Source organism: Kaistia soli DSM 19436 (assembly GCF_900129325.1).
GTDB lineage: Bacteria > Pseudomonadota > Alphaproteobacteria > Rhizobiales > Kaistiaceae > Kaistia > Kaistia soli.
This window is the reverse complement of the sequence record NZ_FQUP01000001.1, coordinates 200,967-224,133: the sequence shown is the minus strand read 5'-3', so window position 1 is coordinate 224,133 and position 23,167 is coordinate 200,967. Positions and strand designations below refer to the sequence as shown.

Below are 23,167 nucleotides of genomic sequence, written 5' to 3'. Positions count from 1 at the left end.
CGGGAACGCTGCCGATTGGGCCGCCAGTGATCTGGGGTGATCATATTATAGTCAATCACTGCATATTTTTGATCTTGATAGCGCAAGACGTGTGCAATCCATGCTATGAATCACTACATGCAGTGACCAGCGGATGGCCGCGCAACAATGGAGTGATTGACGTGACTGCAAGTGTTCAAAGACAAACCGCAAAGATCTATGAATTTCCGGCTGGTGGACGCACCGCGCGCGTTCGTGGTCTTGAGGCTCATCTCGAATTGACCAATATTGAGCGCGAAATGGCCTCGCTGCCGAATACGGTCTATGGCGACAGCTGGTATCACGATGTGGCCATCGCCGAAGACGAGACGGCCGGCCACCACTGATGCTCGCATCGGAGGCAGGCGAGGCTGAGCGACCATCCGTTTCTGCGGACAAGCTATTCAAAGGGCCGATGCACGAGTTGCACTGGCCCTTTTCCGTTTTAGGATTGGGCTGATCGAGAGAAAGAATGCGCCGCTCCCTCAGGGATTGGCTGGCGCCGGTCTGGGCAATGGCGGTGGGGCCGGCTCGTGACTGTCGATCTCGACGGTGATCCGTGTTCCGGTCCTGAACGAACGGATGGCCGCCTCGGCCAGCATCAGAGCCCGTCGCCCGGCACGGGCATGCACGGGTGGCGGCCCGCCGGCTTGCAGAGCGGCGATCACGGCGTCCATATGGGCATCGAAGGTCAGATAGAAGCTGCGGTCGCGGTCGTTGAAATAGCCCGCCTGCCATATCTCCGCTGTTTCGCTGCCCGCAGCATTGAACGTGAACCTCCGTACAGTGTCCTCGATCATCAAACGGCCGCCAGTGCCGCTGATCTCGACCCTATGCGTCTCGGGGTAGGCGTAGGACGTGTCGTAGGAACCGATCAGGCTCCCGACGGCGCCGTTTGCGAACCGCAGCGACAAAGCCATGGTTCGGAAGGCGCCCGCCTCTGTCATGTCGGTCATCTCGGCCATGATCGAGGCGATGGGCCCGACAAGGAACTCCAGCATGTCGAAGCCGTGGCATTGCGTTTCGATGAGATTGTTGAAGGGATGGCTGGTGCCGCCTTCTCCGCCGAAGCGCCAACTGGCAAACACGATGTCACCGAGCCGCCCATCGACGATGGCGCGGCGCGCCATCGCGACAGGACGTGCAAAGCGATGGTTGAAATTGATGGCGAAGAACAGGCCGCGTTCCGCCGCGGCCGCAATCAGCCGGTCGGCCTCTCCGCTATCGAACACCAGCGGCTTTTCGACAAAGAGCGGCACGCCCGCCTCGATGAGTTCCAGCGTTGGCGCAAAATGCTGCTCGTTTGGCAGCGAGACTGAGACGAGATCCGGCTGCTCCGCCGCGATCATCGCGCCGATGCTGGCATAGCCGCGCACGCCGAAGGCTGCGGCCCGTCGGTCGACCCGCTCGTGGTTGCGCCCCACGACCGCGCAGAAATCGACATCGTCGCGGGCGGCCAAGACGCGGGCATGCTGGAGGCCCCAGTTGCCAACACCGACGACGGCGATCTTCAATCTTTCTGGACGTGGCATGGTCTCTCCCCCAGGTGTCGCATTCGTGCACGACGCGCGAGGCGAATGGATGGTCCAGGCCGATCTGATGTCGGCTGTATCCAGTCGGCCAGGAAACGCGTAGCTTCCAAGTGATGATAGCCGAGATCGACATCCTGGCGAGCAGTGCCAGGAGAAGAGTTCGAAAAGCCATTTCAAGACAAAAAGCGGCCCGCCGCAGGACAGACTGGCGCGTTCATCTTGCTGCGGCGTTGCTGAGCGTCACCGCCGGCTCGCACGCATGGGCTGGCGAGGTGATGACGTTTGACAGTGCGGGTGCCGCCCCCGGGACAATCATCGTCCACACCGAAGAACGCCGGCTCTATCTTGTTGTCTCGCGGGGGGTTGCGGTGCGCTATGCCGTCGGCGTCGGCCGAGCCGGGCGGCAGTGGCAGGGCACCTCGACCATCAGCGGCAAATATCTGAAGCCGAACTGGGAGCCGCCCAGCGACGTTCGTCGAGACAGCCCGCAACTGCCGGAAATCATTCCCTCGGGATCACCGCAGAACCCAATGGGTGCCGCGGCCATGACGATCGCCGGGGGCCTCTATGCCATTCACGGAACGAACAAGCCGGAATCGATCGGCAAATTCGTGTCCTATGGCTGCATCCGGATGTTTAACGAGGATATCCTCGACGTCTTCAGCCGCGTGAATGTTGGAACGACAGTCATCGTCGTGCCCTGAGGGGCGGCCCGGCTTTTGGGGACGGCGGAGATAGGGCAGGGAGCGCCTCAGTCCCCGAAGTCGCGCCTCGTACGGAAACGGCCGGCTCATCGACAAGGATATTCAGCAACGAGGGGCGAACCTCGATCTGCACCTTATAGTTAATATATCCCAATCGCCTAAATTTATTCATGAAAAAGCTGACGCGCGAGCGGGTTGTGCCAATCATTTCTGCCAGAGTCTCCTGGCTGATCTTGGGTATCGACAGCTCTATCGGCGTGTCGCTGCTGTAATTAGCCAAGAGAAGCAGCGCCCGTGCAAGGCGCTTTTCGCTCGAGTTGAACAGTTGATCAACCAGATCCTCATCGGCGCGGATCGACCGCTTGAGCATCCGCTGAAGAAAGAAGCCCGAAAAGCCAGGATCGTTTTTCAAGAGCGTCGCGATTGACTCCTTGTCGATCCGGGTCAAAGAGCAATCGGTCAGGCCGATGGCCGTCGCCATGCGCCGGACTTCTCCAGCAAGGCAAGCCTGGCCAAAGAATTCCCCGCGCCCAAGCAAGGCGATGACGGCCTCTTTCCCGCCCGAAGACGTGACGGTGAGCTTGATCTTTCCGTCCCGGATGTAAAAGACCGAGTCTGCAAGGGAATCTTGCGAAAAGATCACCGCGCCTCGCGGATAGTTTGAAAGAGCGCCTCCCAGCCCAGCAGAATCTAGGAAATGCGCGCTGGCGATCTCTGGGCGCTCTTTTTGTGTCACAAATATATCCCTATAGGCGATATTCGAAATTTTGTTGGGTATCGAGCAAATTGTGAGCTTTATTGCTCATAACAACTTTATGACTCCCGGTAGGTTCCAAATATAAATGGTCTCGGGGGGAAATATCGATGAAGAATCTTCAGGCGCGAAATCTGGCCCGGACCGTATTGGCGCTGGCCGGCGCGACGTTTGTAGAGTCGACCGTCGCTCATGCCGAAGATTTGTCGAGTTTCGCGATCCTTGCCGGCTCGACGATCACCAATACCGGAACGAGCGTCATCAACGGCAATATCGGACTAAGCCCCGGTACGGCCCTGACCGGTTTCCCGCCCGGCGTCGTGGTCGCGCCTTCGGCGATCCATCTCAATGACGGCGTGGCCGTTCAGGCGAAGATCGACCTCGTGGCCGCCTACAACAATCTGGGCAATCGCCCGGCAACCGCCGACCTGACCGGAAAGGACCTTGCCGGCCTCGTGCTCGCGCCGGGCGTCTATTCGTTTCAGAACGCGGCGCAACTGACCGGCACGGTGACGGTAGACGCCAAGAACAATCCGAATGCCGTCTTCATCATCAATGTGGGCAGCACGCTGACCACCGCCAGTGGATCCAGTGTGGCGCTGATCAATGGCGCGCAGGCGAGCAATGTCTATTTCGTCGTCGGAAGTTCGGCGACGCTCGGCACCGCGACGTCCTTCGCCGGACAGATCCTAGCGCTGACCAGCATCACGCTGAACACCAGCGCCAACGTGCTGTGCGGCGCCGTCCTGGCGCGCAACGGTGCCGTCACGCTCGATACGAACCGGATTTCGGTTTGCACGGTGAGCAAGGCGACCTTCGGCGCCGTCGTCACGACTCCGACGGATACCGGCACGCCCACGACGGGCGGTACTCCGACGACTGGCGGCACGCCCACCACGGGCGGCACGCCTACGACTGGCGGAACGACACCAACGGGTGGCACGCCCACGGCGGGCGGTACTCCGACGACGGGCGGGACAACGACCACGGGCGGCACCCCGACAACCGGCACAACGGCGGGTGGCGGGACGCCTGCCACCGGAGGCACCACGGTCACCGCCAATCCCACGACACCGCCGGTCGGAACCAATGTCGTGAAAGTCGCCGATGCGCTCGATAGCTTTGTCGCAGCCGGCAACACGGCGCCGCTGGTGCTCAATCTGCTGGCAGCCGACCAGTTGAAGGAAACATTCGCCGAGATCGCCGGCGAGACGAGCACGGCCGTCGCGCCGGCCGGCAACCAGGCGATGAATGCCTTCCTGACCGAGATATTCAGCCGCCTCAGCGACCAGCACGGCACCTTCGGCAGCAATCAGCCGGGTCCGCTTCAGAGCAATCAGCCCGTGACGGTCAAGGTGCTCGGCTATGTCACCGAGGATCCACGGGTCCAGCAGGCAGCGGCCGATATCTCGGCCGTGGAGAAACTGCCGGCCGCCGCCTATGTCGATCCGCGGCCGATGAGCGCCTGGCTGGCCGGCTATGGCGACCAGAGCTATACCGATGGCGATGCCTATGACGGGTCGCATGACCGGTCGATCAGCACGATCGGCTTTGCCGGCGGCTTTGATTCTCTCGTCACCCCGAACACGCGGATCGGCCTGGCCGTCGGCGCGGGGAGGGCCGATTTCGCTCTTTCGGACGATCTCGGCGGCGGCAGTTCCGACATCTACCAGGCTGCCGTCTATGGACGCACCGATATCGGCCAGGCCTATGTCTCGGCCGCCCTGGCGACCGCTTGGAACGACGTTTCCACCGATCGCAGCATCTATAGCGCCGGCTACGACCGCTTCACCGCCGACTTCTCGGCCTACGACGTTGCCGGCCAGATCGAAGGCGGGTACCGCTTCGATCTTCCGGCTATGGTGGGTGTTCCGGGCGCTGGCTGGATCACCCCCTATGCAGCGCTGCAATTGCAGGCTTTCTTCACCCCAGCCTATAGCGAGACCAGCTATAGCGGCGCCTCGCCCTTCGCGCTCGACTACGGCTCGGACACGACCATGACCACGCATACGGAATTGGGCGTCCGCCTCGGGCGCAGCTTCGTCATCGACGAGGGCTCGACGCTGGCGCTGCGGATGCGCCTTGCATGGGCGCATAACGAAGGTGGCAACACCCTCGTCGACGCTACCTTCCAGACCCTGCCGGGATCGGGCTTCACGGTGAGCGGCGCCAATATCGCATCCAATGCTCTGCTGGCCTCGGCCGGCGCGGAGGTCAATCTCGCGCAGGGCCTCTCGGTCGGCGCCTATTTCGACAGCCAACTAGCCGATTCATCGCAGACCTATGCCGGGACCGGCCGCCTGACCTATTCCTGGTAGCCGCGTCTAGCGCACGTAATGAAGGGCAGGGAGCGCAAGCGCTGCCTGCCCTTCTTCTTGTCTGCTCCAGCGTCGCCGTGCCGGATGTCCGTCCATACGGCCTCGGCGGGGAAGGGCGGCGAAGTCGAGCGGCGGACCGCAAACTTCGCCATCCGTTCTGCGATCAGACCGAGAAATACATCTCGAATTCGATCGGATGCGGCGTCATCTCATAGGCCATCAGCTCTTCCCACTTCAGCTCGATATAGCTCTCGATGAAGTCGCGGGTGAAGACGTCGCCAGCGAGCAGGAACGCGTTGTCCTTGCGCAGGCTGTCGAGGGCTTCGCGGAGCGATCCGCAGACCGTCGGGATCTTCTTCAGTTCCTTCGGCGGCAGATCGTAGAGGTTCTTGTCCATCGCCTCGCCGGGATGGATCTTGTTCTTGATGCCATCGAGACCGGCCATCAGCAGCGCCGAGAAGGCGAGATACGGATTGGCGGTCGGATCGGGGAAGCGAACCTCAAGACGCTTGGCCTTGGGCGATGTCGTGTAGGGAATGCGCACCGATGCGGAGCGATTGCGCGCCGAGTAGGCGAGCAGCACCGGGGCTTCATAGCCGGGAACGAGACGCTTGTAGGAATTGGTCGACGGGTTGGTGAAGGCGTTGAGGGCCTTCGCATGCTTCAGGATGCCGCCGATATAATAGAGGCAGGTCTCCGAGAGATCGGCATACTGGTTGCCGGCGAAGACCGGCTTGCCGTCCTTCCAGATCGACTGGTGCACATGCATGCCCGAGCCGTTGTCGCCGAACACCGGCTTCGGCATGAAGGTCGCCGTCTTGCCATAGGCCTGGGCGACCTGGTGGATAGCGTATTTGTAGATCTGCAGGTGATCGGCGATCCGCGTCAGCGGCGCGAACTTGATGCCGAGTTCATGCTGTGCGGAGGCGACCTCGTGATGGTGCTTCTCGACCGAGACGCCCATCGCCTTCATCTGAGCCAGCATCTCGCCGCGCAGGTCCTGGTAGGCGTCGATCGGCGGTACCGGGAAATAGCCGCCCTTCTTCTTGACGTGGTGGCCGAGATTGCCGCCCTCGTAATCGGTGTCCGTGTTGATCGGCAGCTCCTGGTCGTCGAGCTTGAAACCGGTGTTGTACGGATCGACCTTGTACTTGACGTCGGAGAAGATGAAGAACTCGGCCTCGGGGCCGAAATAGACGGTATCGCCAATACCGGTCTGCTTGAGATAGGCCTCGGCCTTCTTCGCGATCGAACGCGGATCACGGTTGTAGCTCTCGCCCGAGATCGGATCGATGATGTCGCCGACGATGACGAGCGTCGTCTGGGCGAAGAACGGATCGATGAAGGCGGTGTCGGGATCCGGCACAAGGGTCATGTCGGATTCGTTGATCGCCTTCCAGCCGGCGATGGACGAACCGTCGAAGGCGGTGCCTTCCGCGAAAATCTCCTCGTCGATCAGGTCGATGTCGAAGGTGACGTGCTGCCACTTGCCGCGCGGGTCAGTGAAGCGGAAGTCCACATATTTCACATCCTGATCCTTGATCAGTTTCAGGATGTCCTTGGCGGTCGTCATGACGTGTGTCCTCTCTCAGACTCAAGGGGCCGGCACGGCCAAAGGCACTGCCGGCTCCCAGCGGATACGGTCCAAGAGATTATCAGGGCTGGCGGAGCTTGCCAGTGGGGAACGTCAGATTGCGTCCAGGCCACTTTCCCCGGTGCGGATGCGGACGGCTTCCTCAATGTTCGAGACGAAGATTTTGCCGTCGCCGATGCGTCCGGTCTGGGCTGCCTTGCGGATGGCGTCGACCGCGCGCTCGACCAGGTCGTCGCCAAGGACGATCTCGACCTTCACCTTCGGCAAGAAATCCACGACATATTCGGCGCCGCGATAGAGCTCCGTATGGCCCTTCTGGCGCCCGAAGCCCTTGGCTTCCGTCACCGTGATGCCCTGGAGACCAACTTCCTGCAGCGCTTCCTTCACTTCATCGAGCTTGAACGGCTTGATGATCGCTTCGATCTTTTTCATTGCCTCCGCATCTCCGATGCTGACCTGGCCCCGGCCGTATGACCGGCCCATATCCCAACGCTTGCAGGCTCCGTGCCATCTCTGCGCCGTTCAGGAAACGCCGAAAAATCGGGCTTCCAGACTTCACCATCGGCGCACAGAGGCAATGAAGCCCGGCTTCATCGGTGCATCAATAGGCAAATGAACAAACTGTGTGCAACAGATGGCTTTTCCATCGTCGCACCCGCGCGGCGGAGCTACAAGAAGCCATCGTCGCAGAGCGGCTTCGAGGAGTTCCAATGAGTGAATTGCTGACGCCGACCGAGATGGCCGCCGCCGATGCCGCGACCATCGCCGCCGGTACGCCCGGCTTCAAGCTGATGATGGCGGCCGCCCGCGCAGTGGCCGATGTCGCTGCCCGCCGTCCGCTCGGCACGCGAATCGCCGTCGCCTGCGGCCCGGGCAATAATGGCGGCGACGGGTTTGTGGCAGCGCAGATCCTCGTTGAGCGCGGCTACCGTGTCAGCCTCGGCCTCATCGGCTCAGTCGCTGCGCTGAAGGGCGATGCGGCGCTGGCCGCGGCGCGATGGAAGGGCGAAGTCGCCTCGCTCGCTGCGCTCGAGTTTGAGAAGGCCGACCTCATCATCGATGCCCTGTTCGGCGCCGGCCTCGATCGTCCGCTGGCGGGCGATGCGGCCGAAGCGGTCCGCCGCATGAATGCGGCCGCCGCGCCGATCATCGCCGTCGATCTCCCAAGTGGCATCAATGGCGCGACCGGGGCGGTCATGGGCGAGGCGGTCGAGGCCGACGAGACGGTGACCTTCTTCCGGCCCAAGCCCGGCCACATGCTGCTGCCCGGGCGGCTCCGCTGCGGCCGTCTGTCGGTGGCCGATATCGGCATCAGCGCGGATGTGCTGGCCGCGATCGCGCCGCGCGCCTTCCAGAATCGCAAGGGTCTCTGGCTGCCGCATTTTCCGGTGCCGCGCATCGACGGGCACAAATATGACAAGGGTCATCTCGTAGTCGTCTCCGGGCCTGCCTGGCACACCGGCGCCGCGCGAATGGCAGCGCGGTCAGGCTTGCGCATCGGTGCCGGCCTTGCGACGCTTGCCTCGCCCCTGGACGCTCTGCCCGAGAATGCGGCTCATCTGACGGCGATCATGCTGCGCCCGATGGAAGGGGCTGCGGGGCTCGCCAGCATCCTCGCTGACGAGCGGCTCAACGTTGTCGTGCTCGGGCCGGGCCTTGGCGGCGGCGACGAGACGCGCGCCCTGGTCGAGGCAGCGCTCGCCTCGGCTGCGGCCGTTGTGCTCGACGCTGACGGCATTTCCGCGTTCCGCGACGCGCCGGAGCGGCTGTTTGCCGCGATTGCGCGGCGCGCGGCTCCGGTGACCCTGACGCCGCATGATGGCGAGTTTGCACGCCTCTTCCCCGATCTCGCGCAGGAACTCGGCAAGCTCGACCGGGCGCGCGCCGCCGCCGGCCGCTCCGGCGCTGTCGTGCTGCTGAAGGGTCCGGACACGGTGGTCGCGGCACCGGACGGGCGCGCCTCGATCGCCGACAACGCGCCGCCCTTCCTGGCCACGGCCGGGTCTGGCGACGTGCTGGCCGGCATGATCGGCGGGCTGCTGGCGCAGCGCATGCCGGCCTTCGAGGCAGCGAGCGCGGCAACCTATCTTCATGGCGATGCGGCGGTCGTTCTGGGGCGCGGCCTGATCGCCGAGGATCTCCCCGAAGCGCTGCCGCGCGTGTTCCAGAGGCTTTTTGATTGACCCGACCCTTGCGGATGCTATAGAGGCGGCGCCTTGGCCGGACCAGAAACGGCAGCTGCGGGCGTGGTGGAATTGGTAGACACGCTGGATTTAGGTTCCAGTGGCTTGCGCCGTGGGGGTTCAAGTCCCTCCGCCCGCACCAAAGCGCCGCGAAGATGACAAAAAACGGCGGCGAGACGCCAATTCAACAATCGACGACACGGAAAGCGCTGAACATGCAGGTGACCGAGACCCTCGCAGAGGGCCTGAAACGTGAAATCAAGATCGTGGTCCCCGCGACTGAACTCGACAGCCGCCTTTCGGCGCGTCTCGAAGAGCTCAAGGGCCAGGTCAAGCTGAACGGCTTCCGCCCCGGCAAGGTGCCGACCGCGCATCTGCGCCGGCTCTACGGCAAGTCGGCGATGGCCGAGATCGTCCAGAACATTCTGAACGAGACGGCCCGCAAGACCATCGAGGAGCGCGGCGAGCGCGCTGCCATGCAGCCAAATTTCGTGTTGCCCGAGGACGAGTCCGAGGCAGGCGAGGTCTTGGAAGGCAAGAAGGACCTTGCCTACACGATGACGTATGAAGTGCTGCCGAGCTTCGAACTGGGCGACTTCGCGGGTATCAAGATCGACCGCCCCGTTGCCGAGATTTCGGACGCCGAGGTTGACGCGGAAGTCGCCAAGCTGGCGCGCGATTCGGCCGACTTCCAGCCGAAGGACGGCGAGGCCGCCGATGGCGACCGCGTGACGATCTCCTATGTCGGCAAGATCGACGGCGAGCCCTTCGAAGGCGGCGCCGACGAAAACGGCCAGGTTACGATCGGCTCGGGCCGCTTCATCCCCGGCTTCGAGGAACAGCTCGTCGGCGCGAAGGTCGGCGAGGAACGCGTCCTCAATGTCAGCTTCCCCGAGGAATACGGCGCCGCCCATCTCGCCGGCAAGGCCGCGACCTTCGACGTCGTCGTCAAGGAAGTGTCCGCGCCTGTCGAGGCGACGCTCGACGATGAATGGGCCAAGAAGTTCGGCCTCGAATCGCTTGAGAAGCTGCGCGAGACGATGCGCGAGCAGATGCAGGGCCAGCTCGGTTCTGTCACGCGCACCAAGATCAAGCGCCAGCTGCTCGACAAGCTCGACGAGCTGCATGCGTTCGAACTGCCGCCGACTATGGTCGAGCAGGAGTTCCAGAACGTCTGGGGCCAGGTGACGCAGGATCTCGAGCGCTCGGGCCGCACCTTCGCGGACGAGGGCACGACCGAAGACGACGCCAAGGCCGACTATCGCAAGATCGCCGAGCGCCGCGTCCGCCTGGGCCTGGTCCTCTCCGAGATCGGTGAGAAGGCGAATGTCCAGGTCACCGACGAAGAGGTGCAGCGCGCCCTCGTCGACCGGATCCGGCAGTTCCCCGGACAGGAGAAGCAGGTTTACGACTTCTACAAGTCGAACCCTGAAGCCCTGTCCAGCCTGCGTGCGCCGATCTTCGAGGAGAAGGTCGTCGACCACGTGCTGACGCTTGCCGACATCACGGATCGCACCGTCTCCCGCGAGGAACTCCTCAAGGAAGATGAGGACGCCGAGGCGAAGGCCTGAACGCGTCCTGACTGATCGACTTTTGGCGCCGCGGCCTCATCGTCGCGGCGCCTTTCATCCAGCCGCGGGACTGTCGCGGCGGCGTCATCAAGGGCGCCTCTTCCGAAGCGGTACCGGCTACCATATGTATGGTCCTCCAGCGCCCCGGGATTCGGTCGAACCGAGTGAGGTCGGCCGGGGCGAACTGACGGAACCTGTGGCAATTCGAGACGCCGAAGGAAGATCATGAGAGACCCCATCGACCTCTATATGAACACGCTTGTGCCGATGGTCGTCGAACAGACGAACCGTGGCGAGCGTGCCTATGACATCTATTCCCGGCTGCTCAAGGAGCGGGTGATTTTCGTCACCGGCCCGGTCGAGGATTACATGTCGACCCTCATCACCGCGCAGCTTCTCTTTCTCGAGGCCGAAAACCCGAAGAAAGAAATCGCGATGTATATCAACTCGCCAGGCGGCGTGGTGACATCGGGCCTCGCGATCTATGACACGATGCAGTTCATCAAGCCGGCTGTTTCGACGCTGTGCATTGGCCAGGCCGCATCGATGGGCTCGCTGCTCCTGACCGCCGGTGAAAAGGGCCTGCGCTTTGCGCTGCCGAACGCCCGCATCATGGTGCACCAGCCTTCAGGCGGTTATCAGGGCCAGGTGACGGACATTCTTATTCATGCCCGCGAGGTCGAGAGCCTCAAGCGGCGCCTGAACGAGATCTATGTTCATCACACCGGCAATGATTATCAGACGATCGAGAACGCGCTTGAGCGCGACAATTTCCTCGTCGCGGACGCCGCTGTGGAATTCGGCCTGATCGACCAGGTGCTGAGCAATCGCGACGCGCTCGACCAGGTGAAGAAGGACTGATCCGGCCGTTCCGGCAGGTTCTCGTTGCGGTCCGGCCATCGCAAGGTCTCGATTTGGCCGGCCGCGACGTTAAGTATGTCTTGATCAAGTCCCGACTAGCATGGTTGGATCGCAATCAGCCGATTGCGTCCGTCGGCTAGGGGCTTTAGACGGCCGGATTCCGGTCACCAGGTCGGAAGGATCGAACCGACTGACATGTGAGATGAGTCGTCCCGCTTCCCCGGGCCCGACGACAGCGAGGTAGACGGATGAGCAAAGTCAGCGGCAGCGACACCAAGAACACGCTCTACTGCTCGTTTTGCGGCAAGAGCCAGCATGAGGTGCGCAAGCTGATTGCGGGGCCGACGGTCTTCATCTGCGATGAATGCGTCGAGCTCTGCATGGATATCATCCGCGAGGAATCGAAGTCCTCGCTGGTGAAGTCACGCGACGGCGTTCCGACGCCGCAGGAGATCTGTGCGGTGCTCGATGACTATGTCATCGGCCAGCGTCACGCCAAGCGCGTGCTCTCCGTCGCTGTGCACAATCATTACAAGCGCCTCAACCACGCGACGAAGAACAACGACGTCGAGCTGGCGAAGTCCAATATCCTGCTGATCGGCCCGACCGGTTGCGGCAAGACCCTGCTCGCGCAGACGCTGGCCCGCATCCTCGACGTGCCGTTCACGATGGCCGATGCGACGACGCTGACCGAGGCCGGCTATGTCGGCGAGGACGTCGAGAACATCATCCTGAAGCTGCTGCAGTCTGCCGACTACAATGTCGAGCGGGCCCAGCGCGGCATCGTCTATATCGACGAGGTCGACAAGATCAGCCGCAAGTCCGACAACCCGTCCATCACGCGTGATGTCTCGGGCGAGGGCGTGCAACAGGCGCTGCTGAAGATCATGGAAGGCACCGTCGCCTCCGTGCCGCCGCAGGGCGGGCGCAAGCATCCCCAGCAGGAATTCCTGCAGGTCGACACGACGAACATCCTCTTCATCTGCGGCGGCGCCTTTGCCGGGCTCGAGCGGATCATATCCGATCGCGGCCGTTCGACCTCGATAGGCTTCGGGGCTCGTGTCGCGGGACCGGAAGACCGCCGCACGGGTGAGCTGTTCCGTCATGTCGAACCCGAGGATCTGCTCAAGTTCGGCCTGATTCCCGAATTCGTCGGCCGCTTGCCGGTACTGGCGACGCTCGAGGATCTCGATGAGGCGGCGCTGATCACCATCCTGACCGAGCCGAAGAATGCGCTCGTCAAGCAGTACCAGCGCCTGTTCGAGATGGAGAATGTCGACCTGACCTTCCATCCCGATGCGCTGACCGCGATCGCCAAGCGCGCCATTGAGCGCAAGACCGGCGCGCGTGGCCTGCGTTCCATCATGGAGCAGATCCTGCTCGAGACCATGTTCGACCTGCCGGGCCTCGATGGCGTGCAGGAAGTCGTGATCTCGGCGGAGGTCGTCGAGGGCAAGGCGCGTCCGCTCTATATCTATGCGGAGCGGCAGGAAGAGACGGCGACCGCGACGGCGGGCTGAGGATTCCATTGTGACAGAATTGAAAAAGCCCGGCGGAGCGATCCGCCGGGCTTTTTCGTGCTGAACCAAGGCGCCCGAGGACCGGAAGGGTCGCAGGCATCGGATTCTGCGTGGAAAGATTTGCCGGAGCCTTCCCGCCGCGCTGACGGCCACGACACGGTATGCTTGGTCGCAGCCGCATCCTGATGTCGGAGACTGAAGGGGAGGCTGAATTGCAGAATCCAGCCTCCCGGGCCGGGGCTACATGCCTGTCGACGGCAGGAACGTGAAGGCGGGCGTCGCGACGAATTTGTCGGCTGCGTTGCCGGAGTAAACCTTGCCGCCCGCGACGGTGAGTTTCTTTACCGGCGCGCCTTCCTTCAGGTCGAGATCGGCAAGCGGCACCCAGAAGCCATTCGGGCTGGTTGCGCTGTCGAAATAGTAGATCTTGTCCGTCTGATCCGACACCGTGCGCCAAAGCGTCGACGAGATGTTCGGCTGGCCGGGCGTCGTGATTCCGAGCGGCACACTGACGCTGCGCATTACGCCAAGCACGCTAGCGGCCGCCTGAAAGGCGAATTTCTGCTCCGGCACCGCCGTGATATAGGCCGGATCGGCCTTTTTGGGGATCGCCTCGACAAGGAACGAGGCCCGGGCGAAACGGTCTGCAGCGCGATTTGTGCCAGGTAGGAAGGTCAGCCCACCAATGCCCTGCCAATACGCATTCAGCGCCAATTGCTGGTCGAAGCTCGGCGAATTGGTCATCACGTTGAACTGCTTGCCGTGATGAACCACCAGCTTGCCGCCGATATATTCGAAGATGGCGCTGTCGCCGGTCGCGTCGGAAATGGCGAGATGAAGCTGCGCGCCCTGGCCGTTCGGAAGCTTGGGCGCCACGATCCGGAACGGCTCCTTCGACAGGGCTTCGACGGCCTCGGAAACAGTGGCGAAATTGTCGAGGGCGTACTGAGCCCATAGGCTGATCGAGAGAACCGGCTTGCCATCTGGCTGCCCGTATTCCGATTCGGCGAGGTAAAGCAGATTGGCGACGAGGCCCTGTTCATTCATTCCGTCGGCCGTGCCGACATCGTAGCCGGTGGCGATGACGCTGCCATACTTCGATACCCATTTCGGCGTCCCAACTCCGCCGGCCCCGTCGCGCGCGATACCGCGCGGCATCGCCCAGAGATTGGTGTGCATGTCCTCCGCCCAGTCCATCGACCGCCCGGTGATGACAAGGCCGTCATCGCCAACATAGAGCGCGCGCGTGCAGGCGGCGGCCGACTGGATACTCGCTGTGGCTATCGCAATGGCTGCGACGCTGCCAACGAGCTTCGAAACACAGAACTTCATGATCTTCCCCGATTTCCGCGCCCAAGTGGTGAGAGGCAGGGCGCGCCAGCAATCATCGCAGCAACGCGTTTTGAAAGGCTTGACGACTTCGATCGACATCGACCCATTTCGGGCGGCAGGCCGGTCGCCGGTGACTGGAGTCCGGCCTGCCTTGGTATCGATGCAGGGGGGATACAGCGGCGCTTGACACCCCCATGCTGCAACGCCACCTAATGGGACAACCGCGTCGCAAGACGCAGCGATGACGAGTCGAACGGGATCGCTTCCCCACCCCTTAAGACCCGTCCATGAGCCGCATGGTGCCTATCAAGGGCCGTGCCGGTCGCGAAAGGAACGAGCATGACATCCGAGACAAAGCGTTCGATCGGCCTACCTCCTGGCGACGAACTCTACCCCGTCCTGCCTCTGCGCGACATCGTCGTCTTCCCGCATATGATCGTGCCGCTGTTCGTCGGCCGCGAGAAGTCGATCCGCGCGCTTGAGGAGGTGATGCGGGCCGACAAGCAGATCCTGTTGGCGACGCAGCAGAATCCCGGCGACGACGATCCTGCGCCTGACGCCATCTATCCGATCGGAACGCTGGCGAGCGTGCTGCAGCTGCTGAAGCTGCCAGACGGCACCGTCAAGGTGCTGGTCGAGGGCATCGCGCGCGCCGAAGTCCGCAACTACACTGACCATGAGCCCTATTATGAGGCCTATGCCCATCCTCTGCCCGACGCCGAAGGCGACAAGGTCGAGGTCGAGGCGATGGCACGCTCGGTCGTGTCCGAATTCGAAAACTATGTGAAGCTGAACAAGAAGGTCTCGCCCGAGGTCGTCGGAGCGGTCACGCAGATCGAGGACTACTCGAAGCTTGCCGATACCGTCGCTTCGCATCTCGCCATCAAGATCCCGGAGAAGCAGCAAATCCTCGCCCTTCGCACGGTCGGCGAGCGGCTGGAGCGCGTGCTCGGACTGATGGAAAGCGAAATCTCTGTCCTTCAGGTGGAGAAGCGCATCCGCTCCCGCGTCAAGCGGCAGATGGAGAAGACGCAGCGCGAATACTACCTGAACGAGCAGATGAAGGCGATCCAGAAGGAGCTCGGCGACCAGGAGGACGGCAAGGACGAACTGGCCGAACTCGAGGAGCGGATCTCCAAGACCAAGCTCTCGAAGGAGGCGCGCGAAAAGGCACAGGGCGAGCTGAAGAAGCTGCGCCAGATGTCGCCGATGTCGGCCGAAGCCACCGTCGTGCGCAACTATCTGGATTGGCTGCTCGGGATTCCGTGGGGCAAGAAGTCGAAGGTCAAGAACGACCTGCGCTATGCGCAGGAGGTCCTTGATGCCGACCACTACAGCCTCGACAAGGTCAAGGACCGTATCATCGAGTATCTGGCCGTCCAGAGCCGTTCCAACACGCTGAAGGGGCCGATCCTGTGCCTCGTCGGTCCGCCCGGCGTCGGCAAGACTTCGCTCGCCCGTTCAATCGCCAAGGCGACCGGCCGTGAATATGTCCGCATGTCGCTTGGCGGCGTGCGCGACGAGGCCGAAATCCGCGGCCATCGGCGGACCTATATCGGCTCGATGCCCGGCAAGGTCATCCAGTCGATGAAGAAGGCCAAGAAGTCCAACCCGCTCTTCCTGCTCGACGAGATCGACAAGATGGGCCAGGACTTCCGTGGCGATCCCTCGTCGGCCCTCTTGGAGGTGCTGGATCCGGAGCAGAACTCCTCGTTCAACGACCATTACCTCGAGGTCGACTACGACCTGTCGAACGTGATGTTCGTGACGACGGCGAACACGCTGAACATCCCCGGCCCGCTGATGGACCGCATGGAGATCATCCGGATCGCCGGCTACACCGAGGATGAGAAGCTCGAGATCGCGCACAAGCACCTGCTGCCGAAGGTCATGAAAAATCATGGCCTCGACGCGAAGGAGTTCTCGGTCTCGGACGAGGCGCTGCGGTTCGTCATCCGTCGCTACTCGCGCGAGGCCGGCGTCCGCAGTCTCGAGCGTGAGATCGCGACGCTTGCCCGCAAGGCGGTCAAGGAGCTGCTGCTGTCGAAGAAGAAGTCGATCGCGGTCGATGAGCAGGTCGTCGAGGACTATCTCGGCGTCCCCCGCTATCGCTATGGCGAGGCGGAACTCGAGGACCAGGTCGGCGTCGTCACGGGTCTCGCCTGGACGGAAGTCGGCGGCGAAATCCTGACGATCGAGGGTGTCATGATGCCCGGCAAGGGCCGCATGACCGTCACGGGTAACCTGCGTGACGTGATGAAGGAATCGATCTCGGCGGCGGCGTCCTATGTCCGCAGCCGTGCCGTCGATTTCGGCATCGAGCCTCCGCTGTTCGACCGTCGCGACATCCACGTCCATGTTCCCGAGGGGGCAACCCCGAAGGACGGGCCGTCGGCTGGTATCGCAATGGTGACGGCGATCGTCTCGACCATGACCGGCATCCCGGTCCGCAAGGATGTCGCCATGACCGGCGAGATCACGCTGCGCGGACGCGTGCTGCCGATCGGCGGCCTGAAGGAAAAGCTGCTCGCGGCGCTGCGTGCCGGGATCAAGACGGTCATGATCCCCGAGGACAATGCGAAGGATCTCGCCGAGATCCCGGACAACGTTAAGAACGGGCTTGAGATCATTCCGGTCGCGCGCATGGACGACGTTCTCGCCCACGCGCTGACCAGGAAGCCGATCCCGATTGTGTGGGACGAGGCCAAGGCAGCGGCACAAAAGCCGGTCGCGGCCGAGGATGATGCAAGTTTAGCCTTGACGGCTCATTAGGCAAACTGAGCCTGAAAAACGACGACGCCCGCCCTCCGGCGGGCGTTTTCGTCTCGAAATTCACCGAATTATGCCCAAAACCCGCGGAAAACAGCCATTTTCCCTTGCCAGCGCCGCTCAATTCGGTGAGATGTCGCGCCAAGGTCAGGTCCGACTCAGGCGGACCGACCTCGAGACCAGGGAAAGGATCATCATGAACAAGAACGATCTCATCGCAGCCGTTGCCGAGCGTACCAACTCTTCGAAGGCCGCTGCCGCGGAGGCTGTCGATGCAACGTTCGACGCGATCACCGCTGCCCTGAAGTCCGGTGACGAAGTCAAGATCATCGGTTTCGGCAATTTCAGCGTCGCGGCCCGCGCCGCGAGCGAGGGCCGCAATCCCCGCACCGGTGAGACGATCGCCATCGCTGCCTCGAAGACGCCGAAGTTCAAGGCCGGTAAGGGCCTCAAGGACGCCGTCAACTAAGTCGAGCGCTATTGTCGGGGGCGGCCCTGCGCAATGGGCGCGGGGCCGCCTCTGGTTTTATTATGGGACGACGGCGGGATCGGCTTGAAAGCGGAGCCCTTGTTGGCCTAGACCCATGCGACGGGCCACAAGCGGCCCCGAGGCTCCAGGCCTCCATGATGCGGGCGGTTAGCTCAGTTGGTAGAGCGCCTCGTTTACACCGAGGATGTCGGGAGTTCGAGTCTCTCACCGCCCACCATCGTTTCGATCCGCGCGGCGTTCGTCGCCGCTGCCGTGCATGCTGATAAGCCAGCAGGCTGCCGGTCAATCAGACTCGAAGCTGGTCGAACGCGAAAGCGCATCCCAAGCATCGAGTTCGATCTTCATTGTCTCGAGCTTCTGTTTGACGAGTGCCAGCGCGTCATCGCCCAGGAACAGGCGGGCTGGAGGATTCTCGGCTTCGACAAGCGCCAGCAGTGCCTGCGCGGCCTTTGCCGGGTCGCCGGGCTGGTTGCCGCTCTTGGCCTGCCGGGCGGCTCGGATCGGATCCATGACTGAGTCATAGTCGGAAATAGTGCGCGGCGTGCGGTCCATGGATCGGCCTGCCCAATCGGTGCGGAACTGGCCCGGCGCGAGCGCCGTCACCCGTATCCCGAAGCCCGCGAGTTCCTTGCCAAGCGCTTCCGAAATGCCTTCCAGAGCAAACTTGCTGCCGCAGTAGAAGGTGATGCCCGGCATGGTGATGAAGCCGCCCATGGAGGTGACGTTAACGATATGGCCGCGGCGCCGTTCGCGCATCCCCGGTAGCACCGCCTTGATCATCGCGACCGGACCAAAGACGTTGGCCGCGAATTGACGCTCGAGTGCATCCATGGAGGATTCTTCCAGCACGCCCTCATGACCGTAACCGGCATTGTTCACCAGCACGTCGATGACGCCGACTTGCCGCTCGGCATCCGTCACAGCCGCCGGTATGGCGTCGAAATCAGTCACGTCGAGCAACAGTGGGTGAGCGCGGCCAGGAGCGCGTGCGGCAAAGGCTTCGGCGTCAACGGTCTGCCTGACCGCGCCGATCACCCGGTGGCCCGCGTGCAGCGCGCCTTCGGCAAACGCGCGGCCCAAGCCCGAGCTGACACCTGTGATAAGGAAAACCTTCGAAGCGACGATCGCCATGGATAGCTCCGTGTTGAGAATTTAATATATCATGATATAGATATCCGCATGACACATGGCAAGATCACAACCTCGGCCGCCGGCGTCAGGGGCGAGCCGCTTCGTCAGCGCGTCATCGACGCTGCAGAACGTCTGCTTCGCGACGGCAAAGCCGATTTCTCGATGCGCGACCTGGCTGCCGAGGCCGGCGTCAGCTTTGCGACGCCATTCAACCAGTTCGGAAGCAAGGCGACGATCATGCAAACGCTCTCCGCACGTCGGATCGATACGATGCAGAGTCGCTTTGTCGCCGCGCCGCTGCTGACGGACGCCGCCGAGCGCGTCCTGCTGGCTATCGATACGGCAGCTGCCGTGATGCTGGAGGAGCCGGAGGTCAACCGCGCGGTCATGGGCTGGCTTGGCACCGCCAGTTCTTCGCCCGGACAGGTTTGGGCGCGCTCGACGGCACTCTGGACGCTGGCGCTGGGCGCGGGTGACGGCCTCGTCGCGGCGCGGCGGGATCAGGCGCTACGTTGCTTGCCGGGACAACTCGCCTTCGCTTTTCGTGGGGTGCTGTCGTTCTGGACTGCGGGCGAACTGCCCGATGAGGCGCTTGCACAGAATGCGCGAGAGCTCGCCAGCACCTTGTTGCTTGGCTTCACGGAAGGGCAAGTTATCAGGTGATCTGGGCTCGGAGCGGCCGGATCACAAACAACCACGTTCGTAAGTCGTAAACCTCCAGCAGACCCGTCTCCCGCCAGGTTGAGAACGAAGGGTTGAGCGCAGGCTGGCCCGCGATCAGTCCGTTCTCGGCCCAGCCGCCACGACCGTTCCGGAAGCGCCGCCGGCTTATCCACAAGGCGGCCACCGCCACGCTTGACTTGTCCCAAGGGGTGCCGTACCAGACGCCCACACGACGCGGCGACGCCGCTTCGGCCCTCGATGAGGGACCCCAGCGGGGGTGTAGCTCAGTTGGTTAGAGCGCCGGCCTGTCACGCCGGAGGTCGCGGGTTCGAGCCCCGTCACTCCCGCCATTTTTTCCAGAATGACATCAAGAATTCGGCACGACTGATCAGGTCGTCCTCATGGTCGCCGTTCCGAGGGTATTGCTGCCTGTCGGGCCGTTCCTGGCATTTCACCGTGGCGGGGGCGTCAGGGAAAAAGGCGATGAGGGCCGGTTAAGGCGAGTCTCGCGTCAAACGCAGGAGGCTCCGACACGTCGGGGGGAGTGCCGCCTCATCTCGCTTATTGTGCTACGCACCGTCCGAGGTGCAAAGCACAAATTGCCCAGTGCGACCAGAAAATTACCTTTTTACGACAGGCGGCTCAGGCTTCCTGCCGTGGCGGCCGCGATCTCTGAGCTATCGGTCCGATCCAGCGTTGCAGGCGGTTGAAAGCCAGCAGGCCGAGGCCGGCGGCGATCGCGCCGATGACTGTATCTGTGAGGCGCTCATGCAGGAGCAGCGCCGTGGTCTGCCGGTCGGGTGAGACGATCTCGACCATCAGCAGGACGAACAGCGTCAAGCAGAATACGCCGAGGGCATTGTGGAACTGCTGGGCCGGCCAGCGCACGAACGCTGCCAGTGCCATCGCGAACAATGTCAGCCGGTGATTGCCGAGATCGGCGATCAACACTGCCACGACGACGCCGCCGAGCGTCCCGATGACCCGCTCGACCGCAAGTCTCAGGCTGCTGACGACCTCCGAGCGCATGACAAGGAGCACGGTGAGGCATGTCCAGGAGGGCCGCAGGGAGCCGAGCAACTGCGCCGCGAGAAGCGCGGCGCCGATCGACAGCATCACGGCGATGGCAAAGGCGATGCGTGGTCCCGCTGGCCCCTTGAGGCTGAGCCCGATCGAGGCGGCAGGCGGGACGGAGAGCGGGTGCCACTGCCCATCGTGCAGGTCGCCCGCGAGCGAGATCAGCCAGGAGATGACCAGCATCACGAGGACCGCGAGATAATCAACCGGCACAGGCGCGCTCACGAGTCCGGCCAGCACGACGCCGAACGCGAAGAAGCGCGTCGCCAGCAGCAAGTGGGGATGCGCTGTCTCGACGAGGCCATAGGCGAGGCCCGCGCCCATGGAGAGGGCGAAGACGAAGCCAAGATGGCCGGCGGCCAGCGCACCGAGCGCCAGCCCGGCTGAAAGGGCCAGCGGACCGATGGCCATCCAGCCGAACCGGGCGAGGGGAGGGCCGCCCGCATCGCCTGCGAAGGCGACGATGGCCGAGACCATCGCGTAGACGAGCCAGTTCTCCGGCCCGGTCACGAGCGTGACGACGATCGGAGCCATTACGGTCAGCGTGAAGCGGATCGAGCGCTCCATCGTCTCGCGATCGAAGCCGAGCCGCATGGCACCGCCGAGGGCCGATCTGATCGTTTCTCTGGCCGACAAGCGCGCCTCCCTCGTCATGGGTCGCCACCGTCCGAAATGGTGAACTGTCCGAAAAGACCATGCCGCCGGGCGGCGGGGAAGCCCGACTTGTTGAGTCGTCGCCGGAAGTGGCGGGCTCCGCTGGAGCCCGCGGCGACGGGACATTTCGCCGCGCGGAGATTTGTTTTCGTTGTTCCAATTCCAGGATGGGCGCAATTCCGCCAAGAAGCTGCGGCGCGCAGGCGGCAACACCTTGCCGCGGCAATGGCACGGGGCTTGCCACGTCGGAGCGCCTCCGCTAAGGCTCGCGTAATGTTTTCGACCGGCGCGCGTGCGGGTCAGGTGGCCTCGTTGCCGTCCGATATGATAACAGAGTGAAGCGCTTGGCGGCGTTTTGCGCCGCAGCACCGGCCGCCCGGCCGGTGGAGCATCGGAGCCGGATCATGGACGTCTTGTTGCGCGAATATCTTCCGATCGTCGTGTTCTTCGGCATTGCGCTCGTCATCGGCCTCGCGCTGCTGGTTTCGCCCTTCCTCGTCGCCTATCGCAATCCCGATCCGGAAAAGCTTTCGGCGTTCGAATGCGGCTTCAACGCCTTCGATGATGCGCGCATGAAGTTCGACGTGCGCTTCTATCTCGTCGCCATCCTGTTCATCATTTTCGATCTGGAAGTCGCCTTCCTGTTCCCGTGGGCCGTCACATTCGGCAGCCTCGGCTGGTTCGGTTTCTGGTCGATGATGATCTTCCTCGGCGTTCTCACAATCGGCTTTGTCTACGAATGGAAGAAGGGAGCGCTCGAATGGGATTGACCCCGACCCCCGCACCGGCTCCCGCGAAAGGGCCGCTCGTCGCCGAGCGTCCGCGTGGCCTCGTTGACGCCGCAGGGCGACCGATCGGCCAGGACGATCGCTTCTTCATGGAAGTGAATGGCGAACTTGCCGACAAGGGCTTCTTCGTCGCTACCGCCTCGGACCTCATCACCTGGGCCCGCACCGGCTCGTTGATGTGGATGCAGTTCGGGCTCGCCTGCTGCGCCGTCGAAATGATGCAGGTCTCGATGCCGCGCTATGACGTGGAGCGGTTCGGCTTCGCGCCGCGCGCCTCGCCGCGCCAGTCCGACGTCATGATCGTCGCGGGCACCCTGACCAACAAGATGGCCCCTGCGCTGCGCAAGGTCTACGACCAGATGCCGGAGCCGCGCTACGTCATCTCGATGGGCTCCTGCGCCAATGGCGGCGGCTATTATCACTATTCCTATGCCGTCGTGCGGGGCTGCGACCGCGTGGTGCCGGTCGACATCTATGTCCCCGGCTGTCCACCGACTGCCGAGGCACTGCTTTATGGCGTCCTGCTGCTGCAGAAGAAAATCCGCCGCACCGGCACGATCGAGCGCTGAGGACTGAGATGGACGAAACGCTCAACGAGCTCGGCGACTATATCGCGGCGACCAAGGGCGAGGCGATCCTCGGCCATTCGATTGCCTATGGCGAGCTGACGGTCATTGTCGCTCGCGAGGCAATCGTCGACGTCGTCGCCTGGTTGATGGATGACCCGAAGGGCGGCTTCGTGAATATCGTCGACGTCTGCGGCGTCGATTACCCCGAACGCGAGAACCGCTTCGATGTCGTCTATCACCTGACGAGCCCGAAGCGGAACCTGCGCATTCGCCTGAAGGTCGAGACCGACGAGGTCACGCCGGTTCCTTCGATCACGCCGATCCTTCCGGGTGCCGGCTGGTTCGAGCGCGAGGCCTATGATCTCTATGGCATCCTCTTCGTCGGTCATCCGGACCTTCGCCGCATCCTGACTGACTACGGGTTTGACGGTCATCCCTTGCGCAAGGATTTCCCGCTGACCGGCTATGTCGAGGTCCGCTACGACGACGAGCAGAAGCGCGTCGTCTATGAGCCGGTCCGTCTCACCCAGGAATTTCGCGATTTCGACTTTCTCTCGCCGTGGGAGGGCACTGACTACGTCATGCCCGGCGATGAGAAGGCCAAGGAAAGCGCCCCGCCTGCAACGAAGCCGAGCTGAG

Annotated in this window: 20 protein-coding genes and 3 tRNA genes; 16 read left to right on the top strand and 7 right to left on the bottom strand. The window is 63.0% G+C overall.

The window, feature by feature from the left end; genetic code table 11:
- Positions 1–161 precede the first annotated feature (161 nt).
- Entirely contained in the window at positions 162–365 is a 204-nt protein-coding gene (locus BUB39_RS25090; RefSeq protein WP_244540114.1) for a DUF2735 domain-containing protein, read from the top strand.
- A 138-nt stretch (positions 366–503) separates the two neighbouring features.
- Here the strand turns inward: BUB39_RS25090 and BUB39_RS01060 are convergent, their stop codons facing one another.
- Positions 504–1,550 carry a Gfo/Idh/MocA family protein gene (locus BUB39_RS01060; protein ID WP_073051185.1) on the bottom strand — a complete coding sequence of 349 codons (1,047 nt, stop codon included), beginning with the start codon at positions 1,548–1,550 and terminating at the stop codon, positions 504–506.
- Between the two features lie 113 nt (positions 1,551–1,663).
- Here BUB39_RS01060 and BUB39_RS01055 point away from each other — a divergent pair, with 113 nt between their 5' ends.
- Positions 1,664–2,254: a L,D-transpeptidase gene (locus tag BUB39_RS01055; RefSeq protein ID WP_244540113.1), complete on the top strand. Its 591-nt coding sequence runs from the start codon at positions 1,664–1,666 to the stop codon at positions 2,252–2,254.
- On the opposite strand, the gene BUB39_RS01050 is transcribed toward BUB39_RS01055, so the two are convergent.
- On the bottom strand, positions 2,238–2,990 hold the full coding sequence (locus tag BUB39_RS01050) for a Crp/Fnr family transcriptional regulator (protein WP_084526820.1): 753 nt from the start codon (positions 2,988–2,990) through the stop codon (positions 2,238–2,240). The genes BUB39_RS01055 and BUB39_RS01050 overlap by 17 nt on opposite strands.
- Before the next feature lie 128 nt (positions 2,991–3,118).
- On the opposite strand from BUB39_RS01050, the gene BUB39_RS01045 reads away from it, so the two are divergent.
- Entirely contained in the window at positions 3,119–5,326 is a 2,208-nt protein-coding gene (locus BUB39_RS01045; RefSeq protein WP_073051179.1) for an ice-binding family protein, read from the top strand.
- A gap of 163 nt (positions 5,327–5,489) precedes the next feature.
- Here BUB39_RS01045 and glnA read toward each other — a convergent pair whose 3' ends face one another.
- Together glnA and BUB39_RS01035 are read right to left on the bottom strand one after the other, a co-directional pair.
- Positions 5,490–6,899: a type I glutamate--ammonia ligase gene (glnA, locus tag BUB39_RS01040; protein ID WP_073051177.1), complete on the bottom strand. Its 1,410-nt coding sequence runs from the start codon at positions 6,897–6,899 to the stop codon at positions 5,490–5,492.
- 114 nt (positions 6,900–7,013) lie between these two features.
- The gene (locus BUB39_RS01035) at positions 7,014–7,352 is read right to left on the bottom strand and encodes a P-II family nitrogen regulator (protein WP_073051175.1); all 339 of its coding nucleotides are present in this window, start codon (positions 7,350–7,352) and stop codon (positions 7,014–7,016) included.
- 278 nt (positions 7,353–7,630) lie between these two features.
- On the opposite strand from BUB39_RS01035, the gene BUB39_RS01030 reads away from it, so the two are divergent.
- The 5 genes from BUB39_RS01030 (at position 7,631) to clpX (ending at position 13,055) form a co-directional block, all read left to right on the top strand.
- Entirely contained in the window at positions 7,631–9,103 is a 1,473-nt protein-coding gene (locus tag BUB39_RS01030) for a bifunctional ADP-dependent NAD(P)H-hydrate dehydratase/NAD(P)H-hydrate epimerase (protein WP_073051174.1), read from the top strand.
- Between the two features lie 57 nt (positions 9,104–9,160).
- Positions 9,161–9,245: transfer RNA gene (locus BUB39_RS01025), tRNA-Leu, on the top strand.
- 73 nt (positions 9,246–9,318) lie between these two features.
- Positions 9,319–10,674, top strand: a complete 1,356-nt coding sequence (tig, locus tag BUB39_RS01020; protein WP_073051171.1) for a trigger factor — start codon at positions 9,319–9,321, stop codon at positions 10,672–10,674.
- Positions 10,675–10,899: 225 nt separating this feature from the next.
- The gene (locus BUB39_RS01015; RefSeq protein WP_073051169.1) at positions 10,900–11,535 is read left to right on the top strand and encodes an ATP-dependent Clp protease proteolytic subunit; all 636 of its coding nucleotides are present in this window, start codon (positions 10,900–10,902) and stop codon (positions 11,533–11,535) included.
- 248 nt (positions 11,536–11,783) lie between these two features.
- Positions 11,784–13,055 (top strand): ATP-dependent Clp protease ATP-binding subunit ClpX, encoded by a 1,272-nt coding sequence (gene clpX, locus BUB39_RS01010; protein ID WP_073051168.1) that lies wholly within the window; start codon positions 11,784–11,786, stop codon positions 13,053–13,055.
- 240 nt (positions 13,056–13,295) lie between these two features.
- On the opposite strand, the gene BUB39_RS01005 is transcribed toward clpX, so the two are convergent.
- Positions 13,296–14,387, bottom strand: a complete 1,092-nt coding sequence (locus tag BUB39_RS01005; protein ID WP_073052654.1) for a linear amide C-N hydrolase — start codon at positions 14,385–14,387, stop codon at positions 13,296–13,298.
- Between the two features lie 339 nt (positions 14,388–14,726).
- Between BUB39_RS01005 and lon the strand changes: the two genes are divergently transcribed.
- The 3 genes from lon (at position 14,727) to BUB39_RS00990 (ending at position 17,863) form a co-directional block, all read left to right on the top strand.
- Complete coding sequence (gene lon, locus BUB39_RS01000; protein ID WP_073051166.1) at positions 14,727–17,159, top strand: endopeptidase La; 2,433 nt, start codon at positions 14,727–14,729, stop codon at positions 17,157–17,159.
- 193 nt (positions 17,160–17,352) lie between these two features.
- Positions 17,353–17,625, top strand: a complete 273-nt coding sequence (locus BUB39_RS00995) for an HU family DNA-binding protein (RefSeq protein WP_073051164.1) — start codon at positions 17,353–17,355, stop codon at positions 17,623–17,625.
- Between the two features lie 162 nt (positions 17,626–17,787).
- Positions 17,788–17,863: transfer RNA gene (locus tag BUB39_RS00990), tRNA-Val, on the top strand.
- Positions 17,864–17,928: 65 nt separating this feature from the next.
- On the opposite strand, the gene BUB39_RS00985 is transcribed toward BUB39_RS00990, so the two are convergent.
- The gene (locus tag BUB39_RS00985) at positions 17,929–18,777 is read right to left on the bottom strand and encodes an oxidoreductase (protein WP_073051162.1); all 849 of its coding nucleotides are present in this window, start codon (positions 18,775–18,777) and stop codon (positions 17,929–17,931) included.
- A gap of 48 nt (positions 18,778–18,825) precedes the next feature.
- Between BUB39_RS00985 and BUB39_RS00980 the strand changes: the two genes are divergently transcribed.
- Both BUB39_RS00980 and BUB39_RS00970 read left to right on the top strand, forming a co-directional pair.
- Complete coding sequence (locus BUB39_RS00980) at positions 18,826–19,440, top strand: TetR/AcrR family transcriptional regulator (RefSeq protein WP_073051160.1); 615 nt, start codon at positions 18,826–18,828, stop codon at positions 19,438–19,440.
- Between the two features lie 273 nt (positions 19,441–19,713).
- Positions 19,714–19,790: transfer RNA gene (locus tag BUB39_RS00970), tRNA-Asp, on the top strand.
- 292 nt (positions 19,791–20,082) lie between these two features.
- On the opposite strand, the gene BUB39_RS00965 is transcribed toward BUB39_RS00970, so the two are convergent.
- Positions 20,083–21,153 carry an FUSC family protein gene (locus BUB39_RS00965; protein ID WP_175561675.1) on the bottom strand — a complete coding sequence of 357 codons (1,071 nt, stop codon included), beginning with the start codon at positions 21,151–21,153 and terminating at the stop codon, positions 20,083–20,085.
- A 422-nt stretch (positions 21,154–21,575) separates the two neighbouring features.
- Between BUB39_RS00965 and BUB39_RS00960 the strand changes: the two genes are divergently transcribed.
- The 3 genes from BUB39_RS00960 to BUB39_RS00950 are packed head-to-tail and all read left to right on the top strand — an operon-like array spanning position 21,576 to position 23,166.
- Positions 21,576–21,941, top strand: coding sequence for an NADH-quinone oxidoreductase subunit A (locus BUB39_RS00960; RefSeq protein ID WP_073051154.1), 366 nt, complete (start codon positions 21,576–21,578; stop codon positions 21,939–21,941).
- Positions 21,932–22,528 carry a NuoB/complex I 20 kDa subunit family protein gene (locus tag BUB39_RS00955; RefSeq protein ID WP_073051152.1) on the top strand — a complete coding sequence of 199 codons (597 nt, stop codon included), beginning with the start codon at positions 21,932–21,934 and terminating at the stop codon, positions 22,526–22,528. Before BUB39_RS00960 ends, BUB39_RS00955 begins: the two co-directional genes overlap by 10 nt.
- Before the next feature lie 8 nt (positions 22,529–22,536).
- Positions 22,537–23,166, top strand: a complete 630-nt coding sequence (locus BUB39_RS00950) for an NADH-quinone oxidoreductase subunit C (protein WP_073051150.1) — start codon at positions 22,537–22,539, stop codon at positions 23,164–23,166.
- The last annotated feature ends 1 nt before the right edge of the window (position 23,167 follow it).